This is a genomic window from Rhodococcus sp. KRD175 (genome assembly GCF_017168275.1).
In the GTDB taxonomy this organism is placed as follows: Bacteria; Actinomycetota; Actinomycetes; order Mycobacteriales; family Mycobacteriaceae; genus Rhodococcoides; species Rhodococcoides fascians.
This window is the reverse complement of the sequence record NZ_JABFAQ010000007.1, coordinates 420,122-446,486: the sequence shown is the minus strand read 5'-3', so window position 1 is coordinate 446,486 and position 26,365 is coordinate 420,122. Positions and strand designations below refer to the sequence as shown.

The 26,365-nt window shown below is 64.6% G+C and carries 22 protein-coding genes and 1 tRNA gene; 15 read left to right on the top strand and 8 right to left on the bottom strand.

The annotated features are described in order from the left end of the window. The first annotated feature begins 33 nt into the window (after nucleotides 1-33). Complete coding sequence (locus tag J1M81_RS14320) at nucleotides 34-1,356, top strand: MFS transporter (protein ID WP_206498221.1); 1,323 nt, start codon at nucleotides 34-36, stop codon at nucleotides 1,354-1,356. On the opposite strand, the gene J1M81_RS14315 is transcribed toward J1M81_RS14320, so the two are convergent. After that, nucleotides 1,353-2,174, bottom strand: a complete 822-nt coding sequence (locus tag J1M81_RS14315; protein ID WP_206498220.1) for an alpha/beta fold hydrolase — start codon at nucleotides 2,172-2,174, stop codon at nucleotides 1,353-1,355. The genes J1M81_RS14320 and J1M81_RS14315 overlap by 4 nt on opposite strands. A 35-nt stretch (nucleotides 2,175-2,209) precedes the next feature. Further along, on the bottom strand, nucleotides 2,210-2,836 hold the full coding sequence (locus J1M81_RS14310; protein WP_032368471.1) for a TetR family transcriptional regulator: 627 nt from the start codon (nucleotides 2,834-2,836) through the stop codon (nucleotides 2,210-2,212). 195 nt (nucleotides 2,837-3,031) lie between these two features. Between J1M81_RS14310 and J1M81_RS14305 the strand changes: the two genes are divergently transcribed. The 3 genes from J1M81_RS14305 to J1M81_RS14295 are packed head-to-tail and all read left to right on the top strand — an operon-like array spanning nucleotide 3,032 to nucleotide 5,634. After that, entirely contained in the window at nucleotides 3,032-4,144 is a 1,113-nt protein-coding gene (locus J1M81_RS14305; protein WP_032368224.1) for a ferredoxin reductase, read from the top strand. Between the two features lie 45 nt (nucleotides 4,145-4,189). Continuing rightward, nucleotides 4,190-5,374: an acyl-CoA desaturase gene (locus tag J1M81_RS14300; RefSeq protein WP_032368223.1), complete on the top strand. Its 1,185-nt coding sequence runs from the start codon at nucleotides 4,190-4,192 to the stop codon at nucleotides 5,372-5,374. A 23-nt stretch (nucleotides 5,375-5,397) separates the two neighbouring features. Continuing rightward, complete coding sequence (locus J1M81_RS14295) at nucleotides 5,398-5,634, top strand: hypothetical protein (protein WP_027497606.1); 237 nt, start codon at nucleotides 5,398-5,400, stop codon at nucleotides 5,632-5,634. A gap of 69 nt (nucleotides 5,635-5,703) precedes the next feature. On the opposite strand, the gene J1M81_RS14290 is transcribed toward J1M81_RS14295, so the two are convergent. From J1M81_RS14290 to J1M81_RS14280, 3 genes are all read right to left on the bottom strand, one after another. Beyond that, nucleotides 5,704-6,813, bottom strand: a complete 1,110-nt coding sequence (locus tag J1M81_RS14290; RefSeq protein WP_206498219.1) for a class I SAM-dependent methyltransferase — start codon at nucleotides 6,811-6,813, stop codon at nucleotides 5,704-5,706. Then, nucleotides 6,810-7,952, bottom strand: coding sequence for a N(5)-(carboxyethyl)ornithine synthase (locus J1M81_RS14285; protein WP_032406772.1), 1,143 nt, complete (start codon nucleotides 7,950-7,952; stop codon nucleotides 6,810-6,812). Before J1M81_RS14285 ends, J1M81_RS14290 begins: the two co-directional genes overlap by 4 nt. Nucleotides 7,953-8,022: 70 nt before the next feature. Next, a tRNA-Arg gene (locus tag J1M81_RS14280) sits at nucleotides 8,023-8,095 on the bottom strand. A 146-nt stretch (nucleotides 8,096-8,241) separates the two neighbouring features. On the opposite strand from J1M81_RS14280, the gene J1M81_RS14275 reads away from it, so the two are divergent. Both J1M81_RS14275 and J1M81_RS14270 read left to right on the top strand, forming a co-directional pair. Next, nucleotides 8,242-9,399, top strand: coding sequence for an XdhC family protein (locus tag J1M81_RS14275; RefSeq protein ID WP_045841288.1), 1,158 nt, complete (start codon nucleotides 8,242-8,244; stop codon nucleotides 9,397-9,399). Nucleotides 9,400-9,443: 44 nt separating this feature from the next. Then, nucleotides 9,444-11,522 carry a cytochrome c oxidase assembly protein gene (locus J1M81_RS14270; protein WP_206498218.1) on the top strand — a complete coding sequence of 693 codons (2,079 nt, stop codon included), beginning with the start codon at nucleotides 9,444-9,446 and terminating at the stop codon, nucleotides 11,520-11,522. Nucleotides 11,523-11,529: 7 nt separating this feature from the next. Here J1M81_RS14270 and J1M81_RS14265 read toward each other — a convergent pair whose 3' ends face one another. Further along, nucleotides 11,530-11,955, bottom strand: coding sequence for a MarR family winged helix-turn-helix transcriptional regulator (locus J1M81_RS14265; protein WP_239535212.1), 426 nt, complete (start codon nucleotides 11,953-11,955; stop codon nucleotides 11,530-11,532). Between the two features lie 82 nt (nucleotides 11,956-12,037). On the opposite strand from J1M81_RS14265, the gene J1M81_RS14260 reads away from it, so the two are divergent. The 8 genes from J1M81_RS14260 to J1M81_RS14225 all read left to right on the top strand — a co-directional run bounded on the left by J1M81_RS14260 (nucleotide 12,038) and on the right by J1M81_RS14225 (nucleotide 23,578). Further along, nucleotides 12,038-13,834 (top strand): ABC transporter ATP-binding protein, encoded by a 1,797-nt coding sequence (locus tag J1M81_RS14260; protein WP_206498217.1) that lies wholly within the window; start codon nucleotides 12,038-12,040, stop codon nucleotides 13,832-13,834. A 47-nt stretch (nucleotides 13,835-13,881) separates the two neighbouring features. Further along, a complete protein-coding gene (locus J1M81_RS14255; protein ID WP_094717959.1) occupies nucleotides 13,882-14,541 on the top strand; it encodes a YigZ family protein in 660 nt (219 codons plus the stop codon). Between the two features lie 165 nt (nucleotides 14,542-14,706). After that, entirely contained in the window at nucleotides 14,707-15,195 is a 489-nt protein-coding gene (gene ssb / locus J1M81_RS14250; protein ID WP_048318588.1) for a single-stranded DNA-binding protein, read from the top strand. A 125-nt stretch (nucleotides 15,196-15,320) separates the two neighbouring features. Beyond that, nucleotides 15,321-17,000: an energy-dependent translational throttle protein EttA gene (gene ettA / locus J1M81_RS14245; protein WP_027497597.1), complete on the top strand. Its 1,680-nt coding sequence runs from the start codon at nucleotides 15,321-15,323 to the stop codon at nucleotides 16,998-17,000. A gap of 1 nt (nucleotide 17,001) precedes the next feature. Next, complete coding sequence (locus J1M81_RS14240) at nucleotides 17,002-17,418, top strand: thioesterase family protein (protein ID WP_027497596.1); 417 nt, start codon at nucleotides 17,002-17,004, stop codon at nucleotides 17,416-17,418. 135 nt (nucleotides 17,419-17,553) lie between these two features. Then, complete coding sequence (locus tag J1M81_RS14235; RefSeq protein ID WP_206498216.1) at nucleotides 17,554-22,389, top strand: NAD-glutamate dehydrogenase; 4,836 nt, start codon at nucleotides 17,554-17,556, stop codon at nucleotides 22,387-22,389. A 42-nt stretch (nucleotides 22,390-22,431) separates the two neighbouring features. After that, nucleotides 22,432-22,896: a thioesterase family protein gene (locus J1M81_RS14230; protein WP_045841282.1), complete on the top strand. Its 465-nt coding sequence runs from the start codon at nucleotides 22,432-22,434 to the stop codon at nucleotides 22,894-22,896. Continuing rightward, nucleotides 22,889-23,578 carry a hypothetical protein gene (locus tag J1M81_RS14225; RefSeq protein WP_094644326.1) on the top strand — a complete coding sequence of 230 codons (690 nt, stop codon included), beginning with the start codon at nucleotides 22,889-22,891 and terminating at the stop codon, nucleotides 23,576-23,578. Before J1M81_RS14230 ends, J1M81_RS14225 begins: the two co-directional genes overlap by 8 nt. Nucleotides 23,579-23,619: 41 nt before the next feature. On the opposite strand, the gene J1M81_RS14220 is transcribed toward J1M81_RS14225, so the two are convergent. Then, entirely contained in the window at nucleotides 23,620-25,227 is a 1,608-nt protein-coding gene (locus J1M81_RS14220; RefSeq protein WP_371831955.1) for a glycoside hydrolase family 13 protein, read from the bottom strand. Between the two features lie 189 nt (nucleotides 25,228-25,416). On the opposite strand from J1M81_RS14220, the gene J1M81_RS14215 reads away from it, so the two are divergent. Then, complete coding sequence (locus J1M81_RS14215; protein ID WP_032370207.1) at nucleotides 25,417-25,878, top strand: cupin domain-containing protein; 462 nt, start codon at nucleotides 25,417-25,419, stop codon at nucleotides 25,876-25,878. Nucleotides 25,879-25,926: 48 nt separating this feature from the next. Here the strand turns inward: J1M81_RS14215 and J1M81_RS14210 are convergent, their stop codons facing one another. Continuing rightward, nucleotides 25,927-26,322 (bottom strand): globin, encoded by a 396-nt coding sequence (locus J1M81_RS14210; protein ID WP_027497590.1) that lies wholly within the window; start codon nucleotides 26,320-26,322, stop codon nucleotides 25,927-25,929. Between the last annotated feature and the right edge of the window lie 43 nt (nucleotides 26,323-26,365).

Here is a 26,365-nt window from a genome sequence, read left to right as displayed (position 1 = left end):
ACGTGGGCCCGTCGCGGGCTAGTGTTGGCAACCATGGGAACCCAGCCGGAGGCCGCTGTCGTCGGAGTCGCCACAACGCGTAAGCAGGTCACCGCCTGGGGGTTCTGGGACTGGGGATCGGCCGCGTTCAATGCCGTCATTCTCACGTTCGTGTTCTCGGTGTATCTCACCGATGCCGTCGGTGACGACCTACCCGGATCCATCTCGGCGACCACGTGGTTCAGCTGGTCCATCGCGCTGTCGAGCGTCGTAATCGCACTGCTGGCACCGGTGTGCGGGCAGTACTTCGACGCCCGCGGCAAGAGAAAATGGCTGCTGGGGCTATTGACCGCGTTGACGGTCGTGGCCATGGCCGGCTTGTTCTTCGTACAGGACGACTACCACTATCTGTGGCTCGGGCTGCTGCTGCTCGGTCTCGGATCCATCATGTTCGAGCTGGCCAGTATTCCGTACAACTCGATGCTGCGGCAGGTCTCCACCCCGGCCAATATCGGACGTGTGTCCGGATTCGGTTGGGCGATGGGCTATTTCGGTGGAATTGTCCTACTCCTTCTGGGCTACCTCGGTTTCATCGTCGGGGACGGCGACACTCGGGGCCTGCTGGGGCTGAGCACCGATGGAGGGCTCAACATCAGGCTCGTCGCCGTGCTGGCGGCCGTCTGGTTCGCGGTCTCGGCCATCCCGGTGATGTTCGCAGTTCCCGAAGTACCCAGGGCCATCGCCGATCCCGAGGCGGCACAGGCCGGCTTCGCGGAGTCCTATCGCGTTCTCTTTCGTGATGTGCGCGAGTTGTGGAGCGCAGACCGGCGTGCCGTCTACTACCTGATCGCCAGCGCACTGTTCCGAGACGGACTGGCGGGCGTGTTCACTTTCGGAGCCGTTCTCGCGGTCAGCGTCTACGGCATCGGCGCGGCGGACGTACTGCTGTTCGGCGTCGCCGCCAATGTCATCGCAGGCCTCGGTGCCATCGTCGCCGGGCGGTTCGACGACAGAATCGGACCCAAGAAGGTCATCGTCTTCTCGCTCACGTCCATGATCGGTGCCGGAACCATTCTGCTGTTCGTGTCGGGACCGACGATGTTCTGGATCTTCGGGCTGATCCTGTGCCTGTTCGTGGGGCCCGCGCAATCGTCTGCGCGTACCTTCCTGGCCCGACTGGCACCGCCCGGGCGCGAGGGTCAGTTCTTCGGACTGTTCGCGACGACGGGTCGGGCCGCGTCGTTTCTCGCGCCCTCGCTGTTCGGGCTGTTCGTGTGGATGTTCGACGCCGACCGCGCAGGTATCGCCGGGCTGATCATCGTCCTCGCCGCCGGGCTGCTGGCATTGCTGAAAGTTCGCGCCCCGGAACAGGTTTAGACCGACCCGATACGATCCAAGATCTCGGCTGCGAGTCTGTCGGGGGCTTCCTCGGGGATCCAGTGGGAGATGCCGTCGAGTTCGACGAATCGGTACGGCGCATCGACGAACTCGGCGCAGCGCTCCGCGCCGGCTCGACCGATGGCGGTATCGCCGTTGCTCCACACGTAGGTGGTCGGCACCGTCACCGCAGGTAGGTTCGCGAACTCCCGCGTCATCGCGGCATACCAACTCGACGCAGCCGTCAGTGCTCCCGGCACCGTCAGATGGCGAACGTATTCGTCGTCGAGGCTTTCGGCCCCGAACATCGCGCGGAGCCGTTGGGCGTCGTTCTCGGTCAGTACTCGTTCGGCCTTCTCAGGTTCGCGAAGCAAGCCGAAGTACTGGGACCGCTGTTGCTGGTCCGGGTCCTCGCGAATGGCCCAGTTGAACGCCGCAGAGTGCGGAACGGATGCGGCAGTGAGGCTTCGGACGCGGTCGGGATGCTCGGCGGCGACATGCCAGGCGACCACAGCGCCCCAGTCGTGACCCACCAGGTGCGCCGAGTTCAGGTCGAAGGCGTCGAGCAGACCGAGGACGTCCTCGGTGAGACGCTCGATGCGGTAGTGCTCGACGCCGATCGGGCGGGCACCGGGGGAGTAGCCCCGCTGGTTGGGGGCCAGGACGCGGCAGCCCGCGGCCGTCAATTCGGGGGTCACCCGCGACCACGACGCGTTGGTCTGTGGAAAGCCGTGCAGCGCAACGACGGGTACGCCGTCGACGGGACCTGCCTGCGCCAGCTCGAACGTGTACTCGCCGATGTGTACCTCGGTGGTCATGATGCTCCTTCGCGGCTCGCGCTCGTGCCCGACGGTCAAGCCCGTCGCGGTTCCCATTTGCTCATCCCCAGCATGATCATCCGGATCTGCTTCTCGGTGCGTTCGATGAGGTCTTTCTCGTTCTGACTACCCGGTCGGTCGATTTCCAACAGACCGACCACCGCCGTCAGCATCGTCGAGACCAGGAGGTCGGCCGTCATCTCGAGATCGGCGACGTCCCATCGTTCGAGACCGGGCATGCGAGAGAGGTCGATGGTCAGCTCGCTGACGAACAGCCGGAGCTCGGTGGCGAACGCGCGACGTACCTCGGTGACTCCGCCGTAGCGCTCGCGACTGAGGAAGCGGAACTGATCCTCGTGGCTGCGGACCTGACGAACCAGGATGCCGAAGGATTCGGTGGCCGTCTTGGTACTCGGGTTGCGTCTGGCGTCGCGCAGCATCTGGCGCAGCATGCGCATGCTGTCCTCGACCAACGCGACCCCGAGGTCTTCCATGGACGCGAAGTGTCGATAGAACGCGGTGGGGACGATGCCGGCGGACCGCGCAACCTCACGCAGGCTCACGCTCGCGAACGACCGTTCGCGAAGCAGATCGAGTGTGCCGTCGATCAAGGCCTGCCGCGTGCGCTCCTTGCGCTCCGCGCGGGTACCCGGTTCTGTCACGGCGTCCAGTTTATGGGCGGGCACTCTGTGATCTCCCCTCCGGTTGCTTCCGCGGTCCCCGTGAACTTCACATGAGGTCTGTAATGGCGGTCACATAAACGTTGACAGGTACCGGTGTCGCTCTGTCACACTCATGTTAGTGTACAATCGTTCACTGAATGGGTCGTAGGGTTCGATCCGGTTAGGGAGGATGGAATGACGCTTCAAGAACGTCCGACGCGACCCACGGGTTCGCGCAAGTTCTCGCTTCTTTCCCTGTTCGAGGCCATGGCCACGCCCCACGCGCTCGATCGGTACCTGGAGCTGGTCGACCCCATGACGACCGTTCGTGATCTGCGCGGTGAAGTGACCGAGATACACCGGTCCACCGAAGATTCGCTGACGCTGACCATCCGCCCCACCCGACAGTGGAAAGGCTTTCAGGCCGGCCAGTTCGTTCAGGTCGGGGTGGTCATCGACGGCGTACGTCAGACTCGCTGTTACTCGCCGGCCTGTTCGCAGTACCGCAAGGACGGCCGAATCGAGCTGACGATCAAGGCGCACCCCGAGGGGCTGGTCTCGCAGTATCTGCACAAGAACGCCCACGTCGGCCTCGTCGTCAGCCTGTCGCAGGCGGACGGCACCTTCAAGCTTCCCCAGCCACGCCCGGCGCGCACGCTGCTGATCAGCGGCGGCAGCGGCATCACGCCCGTGCTGTCCATGCTCAGGTCGCTGCTGGACGAGGGGTACAGCAGCGACCTGACCTTCCTGCACTACGCGTACACCGAGAACGACGTCGCGTACAAGCAGGAGCTCGAGAAGATCGCCGCCGAGCACGACAACGTGAACCTCGTCTTCGCATACACCGAGCAGACGACCGGCGGGGACCTGCACGGGTTCTTCGGCAAAGAGCATCTCGACGCCGTGGCACCGTGGTTCGCAGACGCGGATACCTTCCTGTGCGGTCCGCCCGGGCTGATGAAGGGCGTGACGTCGTTCTTCGACGACGCAGGGCTCGGCGACCGACTGCACCTCGAGGAATTCACACCGTCCTTCGCCACCGTGAGCGACGACGTCACGGGAACCACCACGTTCTCCGGAAGTGACGTCGCCGCCGAGAACGACGGTGCAACGTTGCTCGAACAAGCCGAGGGAGCCGGTCTGTCGCCGGCCAACGGGTGCCGAATGGGCATCTGCTTCACCTGCACCTCGGTGAAGAAGTCCGGCTGCACCAAGAACATCAAGACCGGTGAGACCGACACCGAATCCGACAAGAAGATCCAGCTCTGTGTGTCCGTTGCCGTCGGCGACGTCGACATCGACATCTAGTCCCGGAGCTCCCGCCCACCACCCGATCGAATTGGAGATCAGCAGATGCTCGGAACGATTCTCTCGATCCTGCCCACCGCCGTCATTCCCTTCCGACGCAACGAAACGCTGCCCGACGAGCCGACCGTACTGACGTACGAACAGGTCGAAGAGCTCGGCCGCGAACTCGACGACCTGCGGGCCCGCACCGTCGCCAAACTGGGCGACGAGGACCGCGAATACATCTACAAGATCATCAAGGCGCAGCGCGGGCTCGAGATCACCGGACGCGCACTGATGTACCTGCCTTTCGTCCCGCCGGCGTGGCTCGCCGGTGTCGGCGCACTCGGCGTCGCGAAGATCCTCGACAACATGGAGATCGGCCACAACGTCATGCACGGCCAGTACGACTGGATGCGTGAGCCGGGTCTGAACTCCGAGGTGTTCGAGTGGGACACAGTCTGCCCGGCAGACCAGTGGAAGCACTCGCACAACTACATGCACCATACGTTCACCAACATCGTCGGCATGGACCGCGACATCGGGTACGGCATCCTGCGCATGGATCAGGACCAGAAGTGGAACCCGTACTACCTCGGCAACCCCGTCTACGCATTCCTGCTCATGACGTTCTTCGAGTGGGGCGTCATGCTGCACGACCTCGAGACCGAGAACATCGTCGCCGGTAAGAGGAAGTGGCACGACGTCAAGCCGCTGCTGCAGGGAATGTGGCGCAAGGCGGGCAAGCAGGCTCTCAAGGATTACGTCATCTTCCCCGCTCTGACCGGGCCGTTCTTCGCCTCGACCGTGGTCGGCAACGTTGCTGCGAACCTGATCCGGAACGTGTGGACGTACTCGATCATCTTCTGCGGCCACTTCCCGACGGGGGTGCAGACCTTCAGTCAGGAGGAGACCGCCGACGAGAGCCGGGGCGAATGGTACGTCCGTCAGATGCTCGGATCGGCCAACATCGAGGGTTCGCCACTGTTCCACATCATGTCCGGCAACCTCTCGCACCAGATCGAGCACCACCTCTTCCCGGATCTGCCCGCGCACCGCTACCCGCAGATCGCACCCGAGGTCAAGGCTCTGTGCCAGAAGTACGACCTGCCGTACAACACCGGAGGCTTCTTCCACCAGATCGGCACCGTGTGGGGCAAGATCTTCAAGCTCGCTCTGCCCAACTCGCTCACCGGATCGGCGGCCCCGGCCAGTGTTATCGTCGAGCGTAAGAAGACCGACGCAGCGTGACGACTTCGAAGGGGGCGGTCCTGGTGGTGGGAAGGTTCGAGCGCAACAAGGACACCGTGCAGGATTTCACCGAGTCTGCGGCGACACACGTCGGCAGAATCGTGGTGATCATCGCCGGAGCGGTCCGTGACGTCACTCGCGAGATCGGTGATCTGATCACCGATGGAATCGAAATGCGCGAGGCCGCGAAGAAGGCCGAGCGTGACGCGCCGCTGGGCACCGTGATCAACGGGGAGTTCGAGACCCGCGACCGGCACTGACTCACCGCACGATCGACGAAGCCGCCCGAGCATTGCTCGGGCGGCTTTCTCGTGTCTCGGCGCGGATGGCTAGCGGCGGCGCAGTCTCCACAGTGACGTGGTTTCGCGCGACCGGGCTTCGTGCAGAACATCGGAGGCGTCGGTCGCTCGAGAATGCGATGGCACGGTGTCCATCCGGTCGACGACGGTCAGGCCGGCCTTGTCGATCGACGCGAGGAGGTCTGTGCGCGTGACTAATCCGAGCAACTCGGCGAGGTCGGACAACACCAACCAGGCCTCGCCGTCGGGCGTCAGATGCCCGCCGAGGCGGCTGAGGAACGATTTCAGCATGCGAGAACCGGGATCGTAGACGGCATGCTCGATCCCCGACGTCGGCTTGGTGGGTATCCACGGCGGGTTGCAGACGATCAATCCCGCGCGGCCGCTCGGGAAGATGTCGGTCTGCACCACCTCGACCCGATCGCTGTACCCGAGTGCGTCGAGATTGGCGCGGGCGCACGCGACCGATCGGGGGTCCTTGTCGGTCGCCACCACCGCAGGTACGCCCCGGCGCGCGAGTACCGCAGCCAGCACACCCGAGCCCGTCCCGATGTCGAAAGCCCGGTCCGTGGCAGGTAGCGGTGCGTCGGCGACGAGCTGGATGTACTCACCGCGGACAGGCGAGAACACTCCGTAGTGGGGATGAACGGACGCGTCCAGCGCCGGCACGAACACTCCCTTGCGGCGCCACTCGTGTGCGCCGATGATCCCGAGGAGTTCACGGAGTGACAGCACGCAGGCCGAGGCATCGGGACCCAGTGCTTCCGCTACGGCCGATCGCACCTCCGGCGCTCGGCCGAGATCGAGCCGTAGATCCGAATCGAGTTGCACCAGAAGCATTCCCAATACCCGTGCGCGCCGCGCCTGATACTGACGATGCAGGTGGAACCGCTCGGCGGGCGACGCGTTCTCGGGCTGTGTGGCCGGTGGTACCCGCCGCGTCATGGCCGACAGGAGCTGGCGAGCGTTGTTGTAATCGCCACGCCACAGCAGAGACTCGCCGATCGTCGCCAGCTTGTAGGCCACGTCCGCCGTCGTCGCGTCGTCGACGATCCGTATCACCCGCGGTGGCGGCGCACCGTTCTCCGACTGCCAACGCGCGGATCGTTCGATGCCGTCCTCGACCCACGTGACGCTCATGCTGCAGTGTGCGGGTACTCCGCACTGCGATGTTGGAAGGCAAGGATATTGGGGTTCACGATGACACCCTCCCTGATTTCGATGGAACGCTCGATGGTGGCGTCCTCACTCCACGCCGCGGGCCCGTCGAGAACCACGCGAAGGTAGGGCAGCAACGATTCGCTGATCTCCCACGTCGCCGAATTCCACAGATAGGACGGACTGTGGTCGACGGCGTAGTAGTGCACATTGTCACCGACGGTGAACATCGGGTCGGCGAACGACGTGGGCCGAGCCCATTCGAATCCCATTCCCTCGTCACACGAGACGTCCACGACCAGGGTGCCCGGAGTCAATGTGGGCAGGTCCTCGTTCGCCAAGAACGTCAGTGGTGAGTTCGTATCCTGCAGTACGCAATTGACGATCACATCGTGGTCGGACAGAAACTGCGAGAGTGGGATTCGACCGTCGGGAGTCAGAGCTCGGCTCTGGCGGGGATCGGCGTCGTCGAGATCGAAATTGACGATGTTGGCCGAGTGGATCGGCGAACCCACCGCCGTGACCCCACGCTGAGTGAGGACATCGACGTCGTGGATCCCGTGTGCACTGAGCGCGGTGACCGCGCCGCGCGCCGTGGCTCCGAAACCGATGACAGCGGCCCGCAACCTGCGGCCGTAGTCCCCGGTGGAACCGATCAGCTGCAATGCGTGCAGCACCGAGCAGTACCCGGCCAATTCGTTGTTCTTGTGGAACACATGAAGATTGAACCAGCCGTCCTGCGTCCAGTGGTTCATGGCCTCGAAGGCGATCAGCGTGAGCTTGCGATCGACGGCGATCTGGGTGAGCCTTTCGTCCTGCACACAGTGCGGCCAACCCCAGAGCGTCTGGCCGGGTCGAAGAGACTCGAGATCTTCGGCCTGAGGCTTCGGCAGCAGAATCACGTCGCACCGAGCAATGAGTTCGGCGCGGGTGCCGATACCCGCGACCTGCGTGGCCAGGTGCTCGTCGGAGATTCCGAACGGTTCGCCGTAGCCGGATTCGAGGAACATTCGGCTTCGAATGTCGGCGTCGATGCGATCGAAATGAAGAGGATGAATCGGTAGTCGACGCTCATCGGGCTTGCGCGAACGTGAGAGGACTCCGAGAGTGAGCTGATGCACGTGTAACCCTTCGTTACGCGAAGTCAACCACAGTAACGCGAGTCGGCCAGCGTTCGCGCTGGTCAGAGGGTGCCCCCGGCAGGATTCGAACCTGCGACCAAGGGATTAGAAGGCCCTTGCTCTATCCCCTGAGCTACGGAGGCTGGCACGCGCGGACAGGCCCGCTCGAGCACGGTTGACGAGTGTACCTTTCCGCCTACGGCGATCACACCGGCATGGGTTGAGGGAGCAGTGCAGGGGGAAGCCTGTGATGTCGTAGACGTTCCGGCCGGCACCCGAAGGAGGTTCGATGCACGACATTCTGGACGAGCTACTGCACGCCTGGCGGACCGGCGACGCGGCCGCGGTGGCAACGGTTGTGCAGACATTCGACTCCGCGCCGCGTCCTGTGGGTGCGTCGATGATGGTCGGCCAGGACGGTGCGGTCGCCGGTTCGGTGTCCGGCGGCTGCGTCGAGGGTGCCGTGTACGAGTCGGCGCACGACGTGATGCAGTCCGGTACCCCGATACTCACTCGATACGGGGTGTCGGACGACGACGCATTCGCAGTCGGGCTCACGTGTGGGGGAACGCTGGATGTGTTCGTGCAGGCGGTGTCGAAGCACACCTTTCCCGAGTTCGGTGACGTCGTGGCGAACGTGCGCCGCAACGTCCCGGTTGCAGTGGCCACCGTGATCGCTCATGCCGACGCAACACGGGTCGGTCGGAGAGCAGTTCTGACGGAGTCGGGTATTCGCGGTTCCCTCGGCAGCTCGCGGGCGGACGCCGCCATTGCCGACGACGCGAAAGGGCTACTTGCAGCGGGACGTTCGACTGTTCTGACGTACGGAACCGACGGCCAGCGCCGCGGTCGGGGAATGCAGGTGTTCGTGTCCAGTCATGCGCCGTCGCCGAGAATGCTCGTGTTCGGTGCCATCGACTTCGCTGCGGCGGTTGCGCAGCAGGGTGCCTTTCTGGGCTACCGCGTCACCGTCTGCGACGCCCGATCCGTGTTTGCGACCCCGCAGCGCTTTCCCGCTGCCGAGCAGGTGGTGGTCGCGTGGCCGCACGACTACCTGAACCAACAGTGGGCGGCGGGGGAGTTGGACGAGAGGACCGTGGTCTGTGTGTTGACTCACGACCCGAAGTTCGATGTGCCACTGCTCGAAGTGGCGTTGCGGATTCCGGCCCTGGCGTTCGTCGGAGCGATGGGCTCGCGGCGAACCCATGACGACCGCATCGCCCGGTTACGGGCGGCAGGAGTGACCGAGACCGAACTCGCGCAATTGTCGAGCCCGATCGGACTCGACCTGGGTGCACGCACGCCGCAGGAGACCGCGGTGTCCATTGCGGCGGAGATCATCGCCCAGAGATGGGGCGGGAGCGGCACGCCTCTCCGGCAGCAGCACGGACGCATCCACCACGACTCGCTGGACGCCGAGGACGGGGCAAAGTACGACGCTGTGTAGGACTCGCGTTTCGAGTACTGCCGAACACCTCTTACTCTGGTGGTATGGCCACACCGGATCTCGACAAGACCGACCCGTCGCACGCCGGGGACTCCACCGGCGATGTGCGGTCGGACGAGGGTGCGGGCAGTGCAGATCCCCGCTCGACAACCACGTCGGTGTTCGTCACTGCCGGCGTCATCGCCGGTGTCGTCGCTGCCCTGATCGTCATGCTGTCCGCGTCGGACGCGTTGGTCCTGCTCGGTATCCCTGATCCCGGCCCGGCCACCACCTACGGACTGCCCGCCCTGCGTGCGATCGGTGAGATCGCAGCGGTCATCGCGGTCGGCTCGTTCCTGCTGGCGGCGTTCCTGGTTCCGCCACAGAAGAACGGCGTGCTCGACGTGGACGGCTACCGGGCGGTTCGCACCGGCTCGGTCGCATCCATCGTCTGGGCCGTATGTGCGCTTCTCCTCGTGCCGTTGACGCTGTCCGACACCTCCGGCCAGCGGTTCGCCGAGGCCGTGAAGCCGGCGAATCTGTGGATCGCGCTGGATCAGGTGGAGATCGCCAGTGCATGGCGGTGGACGGCCATCATGGCCGTCGTCGTCGCCATCGCATCGCGGACGGTACTGCGGTGGTCCTGGACGCCTGCGCTGCTCGGATTCTCGCTGGCCACTCTGCTGCCCATTGCGCTCAGTGGTCACTCCTCGGCGGGCGGATCGCACGACATCGCGACCAACTCGCTGATCCTGCACCTCGGCGCCGCGTCGTTGTGGGCGGGCGGGCTGTTCGCACTGCTTGCACATGTCCGCAGACGCGGCGCGCACACCGACGTCGCTGCTCGGCGGTTCTCCACGATCGCCGGCGTCTGCTTCGTCGTCATGGGCATCAGCGGAGTCATCAACGCCCTGGTTCGGGTGTCCCTCGCCGACCTGTTCACCACGACGTACGGCCTGCTGATCGTGGGCAAGATTCTCGCGTTGATCGTGCTCGGCGGATTCGGCTGGATGCAGCGGCGCCGCGCTCTGCCCGCACTGATCGCCGATCCCACCGCCCGTGGACCGCTGCTCCGGTTCGCCGGGGCCGAGGTGCTCGTTCTCGCCGCGACCGTTGGTCTGGCCGTCGGCCTCGGGCGAACACCACCGCCCGCCGAGATCGACCCGAACCTGACGCCGACCGAGGCCGCGCTCGGATACGACCTCAGCGGACCGCCGACGTTCGCTCGTATGGCTTTCGACTGGCGCTTCGACCTGATCTTCGGCACCGCCGCGATCGTCCTGGCCGTGGTGTATCTGATCGGGGTCCGTCGGCTGCGACTGCGCGGCGACGCGTGGCCCGTCGGTCGCACCGTCGCCTGGGTCCTGGGCTGCCTCACACTGCTGATCAGTACGTCGTCGGGCATAGGACGGTATTCCACGGCAGTGTTCAGCGTGCACATGACCGGACACATGATGCTGTCGATGCTCGCGCCGGTTCTGCTCGCGCTCGGTGGTGCACTGACGTTGTCGTTGCGTGTCCTGCCCGCGGCAGGCAAGGACGGCGTCCCGGGGATGCGCGAGTGGTTGCTGATGGGCCTGCACAGTCGACTGTCGCAGTTCGTCACCCACCCGCTCGTCGCGGCGCTGATCTTCGTGGGCGGCTTCTACGTGCTCTATCTCGGCGGAATCTTCGGGGCCGTGCTGGACAGTCACGGAGCTCATCTGTTGATGAACCTGCACTTCGTGCTCAGCGGATACCTGTTCTACTGGACGGTCATCGGCGTCGATCCGTCTCCGCGCAAGATTGCTCCGGTCACCAAACTCGCCGTGGTGTTCGGCTCACTGCCGTTCCATGCGTTCTTCGGTGTGGCGCTGATGAGCATGAACACAGTCATGGGTGCCTGGTTCTACCGCACGCTCGGCCTCGACTGGAACTCCGACCTACTGGGGGACCAGAAGCTCGGTGGCGGCATCGCGTGGGCAACCGGCGAGGTGCCTCTGGTGCTGGTCATGCTCGCACTGCTGATCCAGTGGTCCCGCAGCGACGATCGCGACGCCAGGCGCGGTGATAGAGCCGCCGAACGTGACCACGACGCCGACCTGGCCGCGCACAACGCGATGTTCGCCGAGCTGGCCCGTCGCGATCGGGACGGCAGGCAGTAGCGTCGTTTCAGTCGCTGCCGGCGATCTTGTGCAGAAGCCGGTCGAGTTCGGTGCGTTCGGCCGGCTCGAGGCCGTCGAACAGGTCCGCGGACACCTGACGTCGTGCCTCGTCGACGCGGTCGAGCAGGGCGCGGCCGGCGTCGGTCAGCTCGACCAGGACAGCGCGTCGATCACTCGGGTCCGGCGCTCGCGTCACCAGTTTTGCCGCTTCGAGTGAGTCGACGATGTCGGTGGCCGATCGAGCGACGATACGGAGGTGCTCGGCCAGATCACGCAATCGGACCGATTCTCGTTCGCGCGCCAAGACGTGCATGGCCCTGCTCTGCGACGGGTTGAGTCCGAACGGTTCCAGCGCGGTCATGTGGCTTCGCCGAATTCTTCGGGCAACGGCCATGAACGAATCGCTCAGGTTGGGCGAGTGTCCGGTGTCCATACGACGGATCATAGCGAGGCTTGCTCACAACCTCATAGTGAGGTAACCTCTGCATATTACTTCAGCTACCACGGAGGTCTACTTGGAAAGCCGTCCCGAACGCGTACCACTCGCTTCCGATCCAGCGCCAGTCCGACGAGTCCTGGCTCTGTTCACGCCCTACCGGCGCAAGATCGCTGTCGTCAGCGCGATCATCGTGGCCAGCGCCATCATTGCGCTCGCCTCTCCTCTACTTCTTCGCGAACTCCTCGATCATGCAATTCCCGACCGCGACGTCACGCTCGTCAGCCTCATCGCGGTCGGCATGATCGCTGTTGCAGTCGCCACCAACACTCTCGGCGTGGTGCAGACCTGGATGTCCAACGGCGTCGGTCAGCAACTCATGCACGATCTGCGCGTGCAGGTCTATTCGCACCTGCAGAGACAGTCCCTCGGATTCTTCGCGCGAACGCGCACCGGTGAGGTGCAATCGCGTATCGCGAACGACATCGGCGGCATGCAATCCGTCGTCACCAACACCGCGACGTCCATCGCGCAGAACGCCACGACGGTCGCAGCGACCGTGGTCGCGCTCTTCCTGCTCGATTGGAAGCTCGCCACGTTCTCGCTGATCATCCTGCCGATCTTCGTGCGAGTCGCTCGACGTATCGGCGACGAGCGTCGCAAGATCTCGACCAAGCGGCAGAAATTGCTCAGCGATCTGTCCGTCCAGATCGAGGAATCACTGTCCGTCAGTGGAATTCTTCTGGGCAAGACCACCGGTTCCGCCCAGGCGTTGACCGACAAATTCGCCGACCGATCGCACGAGGTGGCCGGTGTCGAACTGGCCGCAATGATGGCGGGCAAGTGGCGGATGGCGACAATTCAGATCAGCTTCGCCGTGATGCCCGCTCTGGTGTACTGGTTCGCCGGCATCACCATCGGTCAGGGGAGTGCATTGACGATCGGCACCCTGGTCGCGTTCACCGCATTGCAGACCCAATTGTTCCGGCCCACCATGCAATTGCTCAACACCGGCGTCGAAGTACAGGCATCCTTGGCGTTGTTCGGCAGAGTCTTCGAGTATCTCGACCTGCCCATCGATGTCGCCGAACCCGAGCACCCGGTCACACTCTCGCGAGAGAGCGTGCGCGGCGATGTCGCTTTCCGCGGCGTCGACTTCACCTATGCCGCCGCGACTGTCCCGACACTGTGCAACATCGATCTCGACGTACCGGCCGGGAGCACGCTCGCGCTCGTCGGCGCAACCGGATCGGGCAAGACCACGCTGGGATACCTCGTTGCCCGCCTGCATGATCCGACAGCCGGCTCGGTGACCATCGACGGTGTCGACTTGCGGCACATGGCGTCGGAGAACATTGCCGACCTGGTGGGCGTCGTCTCTCAGGAGACCTACTTGTTCCACGCCACCATCAGGGAGAACCTGCGGTTCGCCAAACCCGACGCCACCGACGACGAGATCGTGGCTGCCGCTCGGACGGCCCAGATACACGACTTCATCGACGGCCTCGACGACGGTTACGACACGATGGTCGGCGAGCGCGGCTACCGATTCTCCGGCGGTGAGAAGCAGCGCATCGCAATCGCCCGAACTGTCCTGCGCAACCCGCCGATTCTGGTGCTCGACGAAGCGACGAGCGCCCTGGACAATCGCACCGAACGCGCAGTGCAGACAGCGCTCGACGGTTTGATGCACGGCCGTACCACCATTCTGATCGCCCATCGCCTGTCCACCGTGCGAGCAGCAGACGCCATCGCGGTACTCGATCACGGCATCGTGCGCGAGGTCGGAAGCCACGAGGCGCTGCTCGCCGAAGACGGCATGTACGCCCAATTGGTCCGTGCCGCAGACGATGTCGTGGACAGCGTTGCTGCATGATCAGGGCTATTGCATGATCAGGGTTGTTGCATGAGCTGGGCTGCCGCGTGAGCGAGCTTCGAACGATCGCCGGCCGGGTTGTGTGCGAGACCGAGGTCAAGAGATCGCGGTTCGTCACCGTGGTGGACAGGGCGAGCACCGAGGCCGACGCTCGCGCGGTCATCGCAGCGGCGCGGAAAGCGGATCCGACTGCCGGACATCACTGTTCGGCATTCATCGTCGAATCCTCGGCTGCAGGCATCGTTGTCGTCCACGAAGACTTGACCCACCGCATCGAGCGATCCAACGACGACGGCGAACCCAGCGGCACGGCAGGAACGCCCATGCTCGAGGTGTTGCGCGGTCATCGGCTGACCAACGTGGTCGCGGTGGTCGGTAGATATTTCGGCGGCACCAAGCTCGGTACCGGCGGATTGGCCCGCGCGTACGGCGGTGCGGTCACCGAGGCACTTGCCCAGGCTCGGTTTCTCACCCGAGAGCGACGCGACGTGCTGACCCTCGAACTCGACCACGCCGAGGTGGGACGCGTCGAATCGGAGTTACGCGGACACGGGGCCTTGGTGCTCGATACCGCCTACGACACTCGAGCCGTGCTCACCGTCGCCGTCGCAGACGCCGATTCGACTGCAGCGCTGGTGGCGTCGCTCACCGCCGGACGGGTGGTGCCGGCTCTCGGTGGGCACGTTTACGTAGAAACAACCGAGTAGCACACCGGTCCGACACGAGTGGCGTCATGACCAGCCGATCCTGGACGTTCATCCACAGGCTCAGCGGTTGTCCACATTTCGCGAACACGTCCGTCACGGGCGGCTCCGGCGTAGCAGTGTCGATCTCGATCGCAATCACGCGATATTCATCGAGAGGAAGACACCATGTACGAAGCTCAGTGCGCTGTTGTGGGCACCGTCATCACCAATCCCGTCAAGCGCTCCACGCCCACCGGCGACGAGGTCCTCAGCTTTCGGATGGCGAGCAATGCCCGACGGCAGGACCGCAACACCGGTGAATGGACCGACGGCGGCACCCTCTATCTCACGGTCACGTGCTGGCGTCGACTCGTGCGCGGCGTCGGCGCATCGTTGATGAAGGGCGATCCGATCATCGCCTACGGACAGCTGCGCACCAACGAATACACCAATCGCGACGGCGTCGAACGATCCGACCTCGAGATGCGGGCCAGCGCCGTCGGGCCGGACCTTGCGCGCTGCAACGTGGCAATCCATCGGACCAGGACGGTGGCGCCCGAAGTACCTGCAGACGAGGCACTCACCGACGACGATCGGGGTGCCGCCGAACCACCGGAGGACGAGCCGGATCACGATCGAATCGGTGACGACGTCCGCGAGGCGGTACCCGCCTGACGGCCCGCCGACATCCGTCGTCCCCGGTGGATGCAACCCGCGCACGACCGCGGACGACGGATGTGGGCTCGGCGCGGACTCGGTCGATGGTGTTCCGACGCGGCCGCACCGATAAGCTGGGCGGCATGGCTGAATTCATTTACACCATGAAGAAGGTGCGCAAGGCGCACGGCGACAAAGTGATCCTCGACGACGTGACGATGAGCTTCTACCCGGGAGCGAAGATCGGCGTCGTCGGCCCGAACGGCGCCGGTAAGTCGAGCATCCTCAAGATCATGGCGGGAATCGATCAGCCCGGAAACGGTGAGGCGTTCCTCGCTCCCGGTGCCTCGGTCGGCATTCTCATGCAGGAGCCGATTCTCGACGACACCAAGACCGTTCGCGAGAACGTCGAGGACGGCCTCGGCGAGACGATGGTCCAGCTCAAGCGCTACAACGAGATCGCCGAGCTGATGGCAACCGACTACTCCGACGAGCTCATGGAAGAGATGGGCGAGCTGCAGGAGAAGCTCGACCACGCCGACGCCTGGGAGATCGACTCGCAGCTCGAACAGGCGATGGACGCGCTGCGCTGCCCGCCGCCCGAGTCCCCGGTCACCAACCTCTCCGGTGGTGAGAAGCGTCGCGTCGCCCTGTGCAAGTTGCTGCTCAGCAAGCCCGACCTGTTGCTGCTCGACGAGCCGACCAACCACCTCGACGCCGAGAGTGTGCTGTGGCTCGAGCAGCACTTGGCCGCCTACGCCGGTGCCATTCTCGCCGTGACTCACGACCGGTACTTCCTCGACCACGTCGCGCAGTGGATCGCCGAGGTCGACCGCGGACATCTGTACCCGTACGAGGGCAACTACTCGACCTACCTGGAGAAGAAGGCCGAGCGCCTCGAGGTCTCGGGCAAGAAGGACCAGAAGCTGCAGAAGCGACTCAAGGACGAACTCGCCTGGGTTCGCTCCGGTGCCAAGGCTCGCCAGGCCAAGAGCAAGTCTCGTCTGGCTCGCTACGACGAGATGGTGGCCGAGGCCGAGAAGACCAGGAAGCTCGACTTCGACGAGATCCAGATCCCCAACCCGCCGCGCCTCGGCGACGTCGTGGTCGAGGTCAAGAGCCTCGATAAGGGCTTCGACGGCCGCGTGCTGATCAAGGATCTGTCCTTCACGTTGCCGCGCAACGGAATCGTCGGCGTTATCGGACCCAACGGTGTCGGTAAGACGACACTGTTCAAGACCATCGTCGGGCTCGAGGAGCCGGACGGCGGCGAGGTGAAGATCGGGCAGACCGTCAAGCTCAGCTACGTCGACCAGAACCGCTCCGGCATCGACTCGAAGAAGACGGTCTGGGAAACGGTCTCCGACGGCCTGGACTTCATCACCGTGGGCAACTCGGAATTCCCGTCGCGCGCGTACATCAGCTCGTTCGGATTCAAGGGCCACGATCAGCAGAAGCCCGCTGGAGTTCTCTCCGGCGGTGAGCGCAACCGTCTGAATCTGGCAATGACGCTCAAGCAGGGTGGCAACCTGATCCTGCTCGACGAGCCGACCAACGACCTCGACGTCGAGACACTCGGATCGCTCGAGAACGCGCTCGAGGAATTCCCCGGTTGCGCCGTGGTCATCTCGCACGACCGGTGGTTCCTGGACCGCACCTGCACCCACATCCTGGCGTGGGAAGGTGGCTTCGGAGACAACGAGGCTGCCTGGTACTGGTACGAGGGCAACTTCGAGGGCTACGAGGCCAACAAGGTCGAGCGGCTCGGCCCCGACGCGGCGCGTCCCCACCGCGTCACGCACCGGAAGCTGACCCGAGACTGACATGTCGGCACAGACCTTCACCTGCACACTTCAGGTGCGGTGGGGTGATTCCGACCGCCTCGGGCACGTCAACAACACCCGGTTCGTCGAGTACCTTCAGGAAGGCCGCGTTCAGTTTCTGAACGCGGTCCTGGGGGGCTCGAAAGGTCGCGGCGCGGTGGTGGTTCGTACGTTGACCACCAACTTCTTGCACCCGATCCTGGACGACTCCGGCCCGCTGGTGATCGAGCTGTGGATCACTCGTATCGGGACCACCTCGTACGGCGTTCGGCACGTCGTCACCGATCGAAACGGAACGGTGTGTGCAGACGCGGAGGCACTGATGGTGGCCTTCGATCTCGACACCTCCTCGTCCAGGCCGCTGCGCGAACACGAACGAACTGCACTGAGCGAGTATCTACACAGCGATTCGTCCTGACTGCCGGATCGGCCTGACGCGCTGGTTCCCGAGATCTCTGCGGTTGCGGGGTCACCCGCACTAGGGTCGAGGGGTCATCGACGACCGGCGATCGGCGGGCGTCGGGAAATCCTCACGAGGGAGTACTCGAAAACAATGTCACGCTCGCTTGACCTGACCGACGACGACTGGGCCGACCGGCTCGACGACAGGCTTGTGGCCGAGTTGGCGACATTGCGTACGGAGTATTTCGAGCACACCGACGCCACTGCGGTCGCAGTGTCCGCGCATACCCCCGACATCACCTCTTTCCGACGGCACGTTCGGCTCGCCGCAGAGCGGCGGCTGCCGGGGACGGCGAAAGTGGCGGTCCATCGACCGAACGAGTCTGCAGCACAGCAGGCTGCGGGAAGCTACCTACAAATCGTCACCGACGACATGCCGTTGCTGGTCGAATCGATCATGTCGCTGCTCTCGCGTCTCGGCATCGAATACACCGACGTGGTCCATCCCATTCTCTCCGTCGATCGGAACGCAGAAGGAGTGCTCGTCGGGCTGAGCTCGGCCGGCATCGCCGAATCCTGGATACACGTCCAGCTGCACCCGTCCACCTCCGACGATGCCGTCGCGCAGTTGGAAGAGGAGACGAGTCGAGTACTCGCCGATGTGCGTCAGGTCGTCGGCGACACCGACGAGATGCGTCGCGTGCAGGCTGCCGTGGCCGATCGGTTGGACGGTGTCGCCGCGGCGTCCGGCGACCTCGATTCCGAAGCAGCCGTCGCACACCGGGATGCGGCTGCCTTGCTGCGTTGGCTGGGCGACGGCCATTACACCTTGCTGGGTTACCGGAGATACACGATCGACGGTAGCGACGGTGACCGAACCGCAACCGGTGTGGAATCGAGCAGCCTGGGTGTGCTGCGCGATGCCGGTCAACATGGAGACGGACCCGAACCGGTCGGTGAGCGCGACCTGGTTGCTCTGACGCAGGGTCCGAACCCCGCCACGGTTCATCGTGCTGTCTACCCCTATTTCGTCAGTGTGATCGACGCCGACGACTCCGCCGAGCATCGATTCGTCGGAGTCTTCACCGTCACCGCGCTGCACGAGAACGTCCTCGACATTCCGGTGATCGAGCGTCGAGTGCGGTCGGTGATCGCCAAGGCCGGCCATGATCTCGGGTCCTTCTCCGGCCAGGCCATGCTCGAGGTGCTGCAGTCGATGCCGCGGTCGGAACTGTTCGCGACCTCTGCTTCGTGGCTGTTCGAAACGGCGAGTGCTGTTCTGGCGCTGGGTCGCCGGCGCAAGGTCAAGCTGTTCGTGCGACCCGATGCGTGTGGGTCCTTCGTCAGTGCTCTGGTGTACCTGCCGCGAGATCGCTACACCACTCGCGTCCGACTCGCGATCCAGGACCGACTGCTCCGAGAGCTCGGTGGTACCTCGCTCGACTACACCGCACGCGTCACCGAATCGGATCTCGCGCTGCTGCACGTGACGGTGCGCCGCGCACCGGGCACTGTCTCTCCCCACCTGTCCGCCGACGACATCACCCGGATCGAAGCGGCGCTGACCGAGACCACCCGAACGTGGGAGGACTCGTTGGGTGACGCCGTGTCCCTCGACCGAGCCGTCGACCCGGCGCGCATTCAGCGCTACACCGAGGCTTTTCCCGAGGCGTACAAGCAGGACTTCAGTCCGGCCAGGGCCGTCACGGACATTGCCCGCCTCGAAGCACTCGGCGACGAAGCGATCGACATGCAGCTCTACCGAAACGAGCGTTCGGCCGTGGGGAGTTGGCGCTTCTCGCTGTACATCGGCGGTGCGGGCGTATCACTGTCCCAGGTGTTGCCCATTCTGCAGAGTCTCGGTGTGGAGGTCGACGACGAGCGGCCGTACCCGGTGGTGCGTCCGGACGGAATGTCTTGCTGGATATACGATTTCGGTCTCTCCGCCTCGCGTGAGATGTTGCGCTCGGCCATCGACGGGGACCTCGACGCCGAGCTGTCCGAGGCAGGCACGGCCGATCGCGAGAGCCGGGTCCAGCATCGATTCACCGACGCATTCGCGGCCGTGTGGAGCGGCGCGGCAGAAGCGGATCGTTTCAACGAACTGGTGATGCGTGCAGGTCTGCACTGGCGGCAGGCCGTGGTGTTGCGTGCATACGCCAAGTACCTGCGGCAGGCGGGTTTTCCCTACAGTCAGTTCAACATCGAGGGCGTCCTCCTGGCGCATCCGCGTACCGCGCGGCTGCTCGTCGGACTGTTCGAGGCGCAGTTCGACCCCGAGACCAGTGCCGAGGCGGACGCGCAGGCCATCGGAACCCAGCTCGGCGAGCTGATCGACGAGGTCGTCAGCCTCGATGCCGACCGCATTCTGCGCAGCATGTTCGAGCTCATTCGAGCGACGTTGCGCACCAACCACTTCGTGGTGGGATCCGACGGTGCACATCGCCCGTACCTCTCGCTCAAGTTCGACCCGCAATCCATCGCAGAGCTGCCCAAACCGAAGCCCACGTTCGAGATCTTCGTGTATTCCCCGCGCGTCGAGGGGGTGCATCTGAGGTTCGGTGCGGTGGCCCGAGGCGGGTTGCGCTGGTCCGATCGACGGGAGGACTTCCGGACGGAGATTCTCGGGCTCGCCAAGGCTCAGATGGTCAAGAACGCAGTCATCGTGCCCGTCGGGGCCAAGGGTGGATTCGTCGTCAAGCGTCCTCCGGTGACCACCGGTGAAGCCGACCGAGATCGACAGGCATACGCCGAGGAAGGCAAAGCCTGCTACCGACTGTTCATTGCCGGGTTGCTCGACATCACCGACAATCTCGACCGCGCCACCGGGTCGGTATCGGTCCCTACCGGGGTGGTGCGCCGCGACGGAGACGACACCTACCTCGTCGTCGCGGCGGACAAGGGCACCGCGACCTTCTCCGACATGGCCAACGGCATCGCTGCCGAGTACGGATTCTGGCTCGGTGACGCGTTCGCGTCCGGTGGATCCGCCGGATACGACCACAAAGCCATGGGAATCACCGCGAAGGGTGCGTGGGAGAGCGTCAAGCGGCACTTCCGTGAGCTCGGAATCGACACGCAGAGTCAGGATTTCACGGTCGTCGGCGTCGGCGACATGAGCGGAGACGTATTCGGTAACGGCATGCTGCTGAGCCGACACATTCGCTTGCTCGCGGCGTTCGACCACCGGCACATCTTTCTCGACCCCGACCCCGATCGGGAGTCGTCGTTCGCCGAGCGGGAGCGCTTGTTCGCCCTGCCGCGGTCGTCGTGGGCGGACTACGACACCTCGCTCATCAGTGCCGGCGGAGGGGTGTGGGAGCGGACCCGCAAATCCGTACCCATCAGCGCCGCAGCACGTTCGGCCCTCGGGTTGGACGAATCGGTTGCTGCACTGTCACCACCAGAGTTGGTGAACGCGATCCTGAAGGCTCCCGCCGATCTGCTGTGGAACGGCGGAATCGGCACCTACATCAAGGCTTCCAGTGAGAGCAACGCCGAAGTCGGCGACAAGGCCAACGATGCAGTGCGGGTCGACGGCGTGGATGTGCGGGCGGCCGTGGTGGGGGAGGGCGGAAACCTCGGTGCCACCGCACTGGGCAGGATCGAGTACGCCGCAGCCGGCGGCAAGATCAACACCGACGCCGTCGACAACTCGGCGGGCGTCGACTGTTCCGATCACGAAGTCAACATCAAGATCCTGCTCGAGACTGCCATCACCAACGGAAACCTGGCGCGCGAAGACCGCGATGAGCTGCTTGCGTCCATGACCGACGAGGTCGGGCGATTGGTGTTGTGGGACAACATCATGCAGAACGAGTTGCTCGGTACGTCCAGATTCGACGCACCACATCTGGTGACGGTGCACAGCCGGGTCATCGAGGATCTGGAGACGCGTCGAGGGCTCGACCGGGAGCTCGAGGCTCTGCCCACCGAGGCCGATCTCCGTCGTCGCAAGCAAGACGGGCGTGGACTGACGTCGCCGGAACTCGCGACGTTGATGGCGCACGTGAAATTGGCACTGGAAGCTGAACTGCTCGACAGCGAGCTTCCCGACAGCGACGTCTTCGCCCCCCGGCTACCCAAGTATTTCCCCGAGCCACTGCGGGATCCGTACGCAGATGCCATCAAGGCGCATCCGCTACGGCGTCAACTGGTGGCGACGACGCTCGCCAACGAGGCCATCGACTGTGGTGGAATCACCTACCCGTATCGGTTGACCGAGGACTCCGGTGCCGCAGGCACCGACGCCATTCGCGCGTTCGCCGCGGCCACCGAAATCTTCGGCCTCGACGAGGTGTGGGATTCGATTCGTGCGGCCGACGTACCCACCGCAGTGTCCGCCGAGCTGCTGCTCGAATCGCGTCGCATGCTCGATCGAGTATCCCGGTGGCTGTTGGCCAATCGGCCGCAGCCGTTGGCGGTCGGGGCCGAGATCAGTCGCTATGCCGGGCAGGTTCGCGCTCTGCAGCCGCGGGTCGCGTCGTGGATCTCCGGTCACCAGGCGGTCGATTTGGACCGGCGTTCGGGGGCCGCGATGGAACGAGGTGCTCCGGCCGAGCTGGCACGTCGGATCTACGGCTTGCTCGACGTGTACTGCTTGCTCGACATCATCGATATCGCCGACATCGTCGACCGGGACGGGGCGGAGGTGGCCGAGCTCTACTTCGCGCTCGACGCGCACATCGGCATCGACTGGTTGCTCACCGCGGTCTCGAAGCTTGCCCGCGGCGATCGATGGCATTCGTTGGCGCGCTTGGCTCTTCGTGACGATCTGTACGCCTCCCTTCGCGGAATCACCAAGGCCGTGTTGGCCGCGGGCGAACCGGACGAGTCGGTCACGGAGAAGATCGCCGAATGGGAATCGACCAATTCGTCGCGGTTGGCCCGCTCGCGTGCAGCGCTCACCGAGATCGCCGAGACGGGGACGCTGGACCTGGCCACACTCTCGGTTGCCGCCCGACAGGTGAGAAACATGGTTCCCTGACACCATGGAACTTCCGTTCGATCGAGAAGAGGTAGTAAGCGCGTGAGTGTGCCCGACGACCATCTGTCCGACAAGCGACCCGCCACCGAGCGGGTGGGCTTTCACGCCGCTGTGGATGTGCGGTGGTCGGATATGGATGTGTATCAACACATCAACCACGCGCGAATGGTGACGTTGCTCGAAGAGGCGCGGATCCCGTGGCTGCTGGTGGACGGCAGGCCGACTGCGAATCTGCGTCACGGTGCCGTCATTGCCGATCTGCACGTGAAGTATCGCGGCCAGCTGCGACACGAGGACGGACCCCTCGACGTCTTCATGTGGATCGATGCGGTCCGCGCGGTGGACTTCGTCGTGGGGTACGAGGTGCGGGCACGCGGGGCGTCGCTGGATACTCCGGCAGCGGTGGTGGCGTCGACGCAGATCGCGGCGTTCGACATCGACGCGCAGCGACTGCGTCGGCTCACTCCCGCCGAGCGCGAGTTCCTGGTGAGTTGGCAGCGTGTATGAGCGCGTTCTGACCGTTCCCGATGCGGTCGAGCGGGAGAACCTCCAGACGTTCTGCAGCAGGGCATTGCGCTTGGACGAGGCTGCTGTCGTTCGGTTGCGCACTCGGGCCGGCGGGGGCGTGTCGTGTTGGGCGGCAACCGGTTTCGATGCGCTCGCCGCGCGTGTGATTGCGGGAACCATCGTGCCCGACGACACCAGTGCGGGTGCCGATGTGTTGGTGTCCGCACTGCAGAACGCGGACGACGGCGTGATCGACCCGGGCTTCTCGATGGACTCCGCGTGGCGTGGCACCCTTCCTCCCGACGGCGGATTCGAGCATCTCGACGACGTCCCCGCGCGGGTGCTCATCGGACTCGCACAGCGCGGTGCCGCACTGGCGAAGGAACACGGCAGCAGTCACGGGCCGCCGAGCTCGTTGCTCGAACAGCAGGTGTTGCACGTGACCGGTGACGGCGACGACGTCTCGGTCACCATGCGCACCGTATTCGCTTTGACCGCAATGGGTTTCGTGCCGCACGACGGTAACGATCCGTTGACGATCGACGTCGACCCGGAGAGGATCGCCGCCGCAGAGGTGGTACGAGTACGCGCCACCAAGGTGTGGTTGCGCCTCGATGCCAGGTTCGGGTCGGTGTTCGTTCGCCGCCCGGGCCAACAGTTGTCGCTCACCGTCGAACGCTGAGCGTGGCCGGTCGGCCGGTTCGGACGAGCCGGCCGGCCGGCTCAGACGAGCCAGGCGGCCGCGTTCGCGGGAAGCATCCCGTCGACCAGCGGAGTGCTGGTCAGCAACACTTCGCCGGGTGGGAGTGGGATCGACTCGTCGGAGGCGTTGAGGGCGCAGATCAAGCCCCCGCGGCGCCGGAAGGCCAGGCACCCGGGAGGGGCACCGTACCAATCGATTCCGCCGCCGGTGAACTCCGGCCGCAGGGTGCGCAATTCGAACGCCGTGCGGTACAGGCTGAGCATCGAATCGACCTCTTCGAGCTGCGCCTCGGCGGTCAGCCCCTTCCACTCCGGCGGCATCGGCAACCAGGTGCGATCGGTGGTGGAGAACCCGAACGGAGGGGCATCACCCTCCCACGGCATGGGGACTCGGCAGCCGTCGCGTCCGCGCTCGGTGTGCCCGGACCGCTCCCACACCGGGTCCTGCAGGGCGCTGTCGGGCAGCTGCACGTTCGGTAGCCCGAGCTCGGCACCGTTGTATACGAAAATTGTTCCAGGAAGGGCCAATTCGACGAGAATCATGGCCCGGGCCCGGTGGTAGCCCAGGTCTCCGTCGCCGTATCTGGTGACCTCGCGTTCGACGTCGTGGTTCGACAGTGTCCACGTCGGGGTGCCGCCGACCAGTTCGACGGCCGCGAGCGAGTTGGAGATCGCATCGCGGATGGTCTCGGCGTCGAAATCGACACTGGCCAAGCGGAAGTTGAAGCCCAGGTGCAGCTCGTCGGGGCGGATGTATTCGGAGAACCGGACGTTGTCCTGGACCCAGATCTCGCCGACCGTCACCGCGTGGGGGTATTCGTTCATGACGGCTCTGATGCGGCGGTGCAGTTCGTGGACTCGGGGGTTGTTGAACCGGGGATCGTCGTCGTCGTTCTTCATCAGTGCGTTGAACTCGAGGCTCATGTCGGCCAGCTCGGCAGGTTTTGCCATGCCGTGGGCGACGTCGAGTCGAAATCCGTCGACGCCTCGGTCCAGCCAGAACCGAAGTGTGCGCGCGAAGTCGTCGAAGACCTCGGGGTTGTCCCAGTTCAGATCCGGTTGTTCGGGCGCGAAGATGTGCAGGTACCACTGACCGGGGGAGCCGTCCTTCTCGTCGACTCGCGTCCAGGCGGGACCCCCGAAGATGCTCGGCCAGTTGTTCGGCGGCCGCGAACCGTCGTCGCCGAGCCCGTCTCGAAAGATGTAGCGCGCTCGCTCGGCGCTGCCACGAGGGGCGTTCAGAGCCGCCTGGAACCACCGGTGTTCGTTACTGGTGTGATTGGGCACCAGATCCATCGTGACCTTGATGTCGCGGGCGTGCGCCTCGTCGAGCAACGCGTCGAAGATCTCGAGACTGCCGAACATGGGGTCGATGTCGCGGGGGTCGGAAACGTCGTAGCCGTGATCGGCCATGGGCGACCGCGTGATCGGTCCGATCCAGATGGCGTCGATACCGAGCAATTCGAGGTAGCCGAGCTTGTCTCTGATGCCGTCGAGATCACCGATTCCGTCACCGTTCGCATCTGCGAACGACCGGGGATAGATCTGGTAGAAGACGGCGTCCTGCCACCACGACAACTCGGTGCTTTCGATCGGATCGGTCACAACTGGCAATAGTGCCAAACGAATGGGCTGCGAACGATTCGAGGGCGCTGGGGTGCACCCGGCACCCTGCACTGGCGGTCGATCCGAAGGTAAAGGATTGTGCTCATTCACATGACCGACACGTATCCGCACGTTTGGAAAGTGTTGTATGTTCTGCAACGTAAAACGTGCAGCGGCCGGCGCCGCGCCCGACGGTGAGGACGCGACGACACCATGAGAACCTCGACCATAGAAGCCGTGCGGCTGGAAGATGTTTCGCTCTCCGACAGTCCCATCGAACCCACGTGGATCCTCGAGGGAAACCCGCGGGCTCGCGTCGCGGAGTGGTCCAGGAGTACCGACGGCACCACGACCACCAATGTGTGGGATTGCACGGCCGGACGCTTTCGGTGGTACTTCGCGGTCGACGAGATCGTCCACATCATGGACGGGTCGGTCGTGGTGTCCAGCGAAGATCACGCGCCCCGGACTCTGGTCGCCGGCGACGCGGCGTTGTTCCGCGCCGGCACATGGTCGGAATGGCGCGTTGACAACTACGTGCGTAAGCACGCCATCTTGCGGCAGCACCTGCCCGCGCCGCTGAGCTTCGTGCTCGGGGTAGCCGGCTCGCTCCGCCGACGGCTCGGCCGCCTCAGAGGTGGCGCAGCGGGCCCGCGGCGAGGCGCATCGCTGTAGTTCGTGACGCTGTAGTACGTGACGCCGTAGTACGTGACGCCGTAGCTCTCAGATTGCCGAGTTCATCATCGAATTGGCGGCCATCTCCATGTAGTCGACGAGTTGCGTTCGGTGCGCAGAATCGAGGACCGCCGGGTCGATCGAGGCGATCGCGATGTGCATGCATCGAAGCCAGGCGTCACGTTCGAGCGGCCCGATCCGAAACGGGTTGTGACGCATCCGCAATCGTGGATGACCACGTTCGTCGGAGTACGTACGAGGCCCGCCCCAGTACTGCTCGAGGAACATTCGCATCCGCCGTTCGGCCGGTGCCAGGTCCTCCTCTGGATACAGGGGCCGCACGATCTCGTCCTTGGCCACTTCCTCGTAGAACTTCGCCGTGAGCAACCGGAACGTCTCCGCACCGCCGACCGCGTCGTAGAACGTCTGCTGCGGTTCGGTCATCACACTCTCTCTGTTCGTTCCTCGTCGGCGTCGGTCACGCTCA

What these genes read in the sequence shown, in the direction of transcription:
- J1M81_RS14320 (WP_206498221.1), top strand. Translation starts at nt 34, where the DNA reads ATGGGAACCCAGCCGGAGGCCGCTGTCGTCGGAGTCGCCACAACGCGT.
- J1M81_RS14315 (WP_206498220.1), bottom strand. Translation starts at nt 2,174, where the DNA reads ATGACCACCGAGGTACACATCGGCGAGTACACGTTCGAGCTGGCGCAG.
- J1M81_RS14305 (WP_032368224.1), top strand. Translation starts at nt 3,032, where the DNA reads ATGACGCTTCAAGAACGTCCGACGCGACCCACGGGTTCGCGCAAGTTC.
- J1M81_RS14300 (WP_032368223.1), top strand. Translation starts at nt 4,190, where the DNA reads ATGCTCGGAACGATTCTCTCGATCCTGCCCACCGCCGTCATTCCCTTC.
- J1M81_RS14290 (WP_206498219.1), bottom strand. Translation starts at nt 6,813, where the DNA reads ATGAGCGTCACGTGGGTCGAGGACGGCATCGAACGATCCGCGCGTTGG.
- J1M81_RS14275 (WP_045841288.1), top strand. Translation starts at nt 8,242, where the DNA reads ATGCACGACATTCTGGACGAGCTACTGCACGCCTGGCGGACCGGCGAC.
- J1M81_RS14270 (WP_206498218.1), top strand. Translation starts at nt 9,444, where the DNA reads ATGGCCACACCGGATCTCGACAAGACCGACCCGTCGCACGCCGGGGAC.
- J1M81_RS14265 (WP_239535212.1), bottom strand. Translation starts at nt 11,955, where the DNA reads ATGGACACCGGACACTCGCCCAACCTGAGCGATTCGTTCATGGCCGTT.
- ssb (WP_048318588.1), top strand. Translation starts at nt 14,707, where the DNA reads ATGTACGAAGCTCAGTGCGCTGTTGTGGGCACCGTCATCACCAATCCC.
- ettA (WP_027497597.1), top strand. Translation starts at nt 15,321, where the DNA reads ATGGCTGAATTCATTTACACCATGAAGAAGGTGCGCAAGGCGCACGGC.
- J1M81_RS14240 (WP_027497596.1), top strand. Translation starts at nt 17,002, where the DNA reads ATGTCGGCACAGACCTTCACCTGCACACTTCAGGTGCGGTGGGGTGAT.
- J1M81_RS14235 (WP_206498216.1), top strand. Translation starts at nt 17,554, where the DNA reads ATGTCACGCTCGCTTGACCTGACCGACGACGACTGGGCCGACCGGCTC.
- J1M81_RS14215 (WP_032370207.1), top strand. Translation starts at nt 25,417, where the DNA reads ATGAGAACCTCGACCATAGAAGCCGTGCGGCTGGAAGATGTTTCGCTC.
- J1M81_RS14210 (WP_027497590.1), bottom strand. Translation starts at nt 26,322, where the DNA reads ATGACCGAACCGCAGCAGACGTTCTACGACGCGGTCGGCGGTGCGGAG.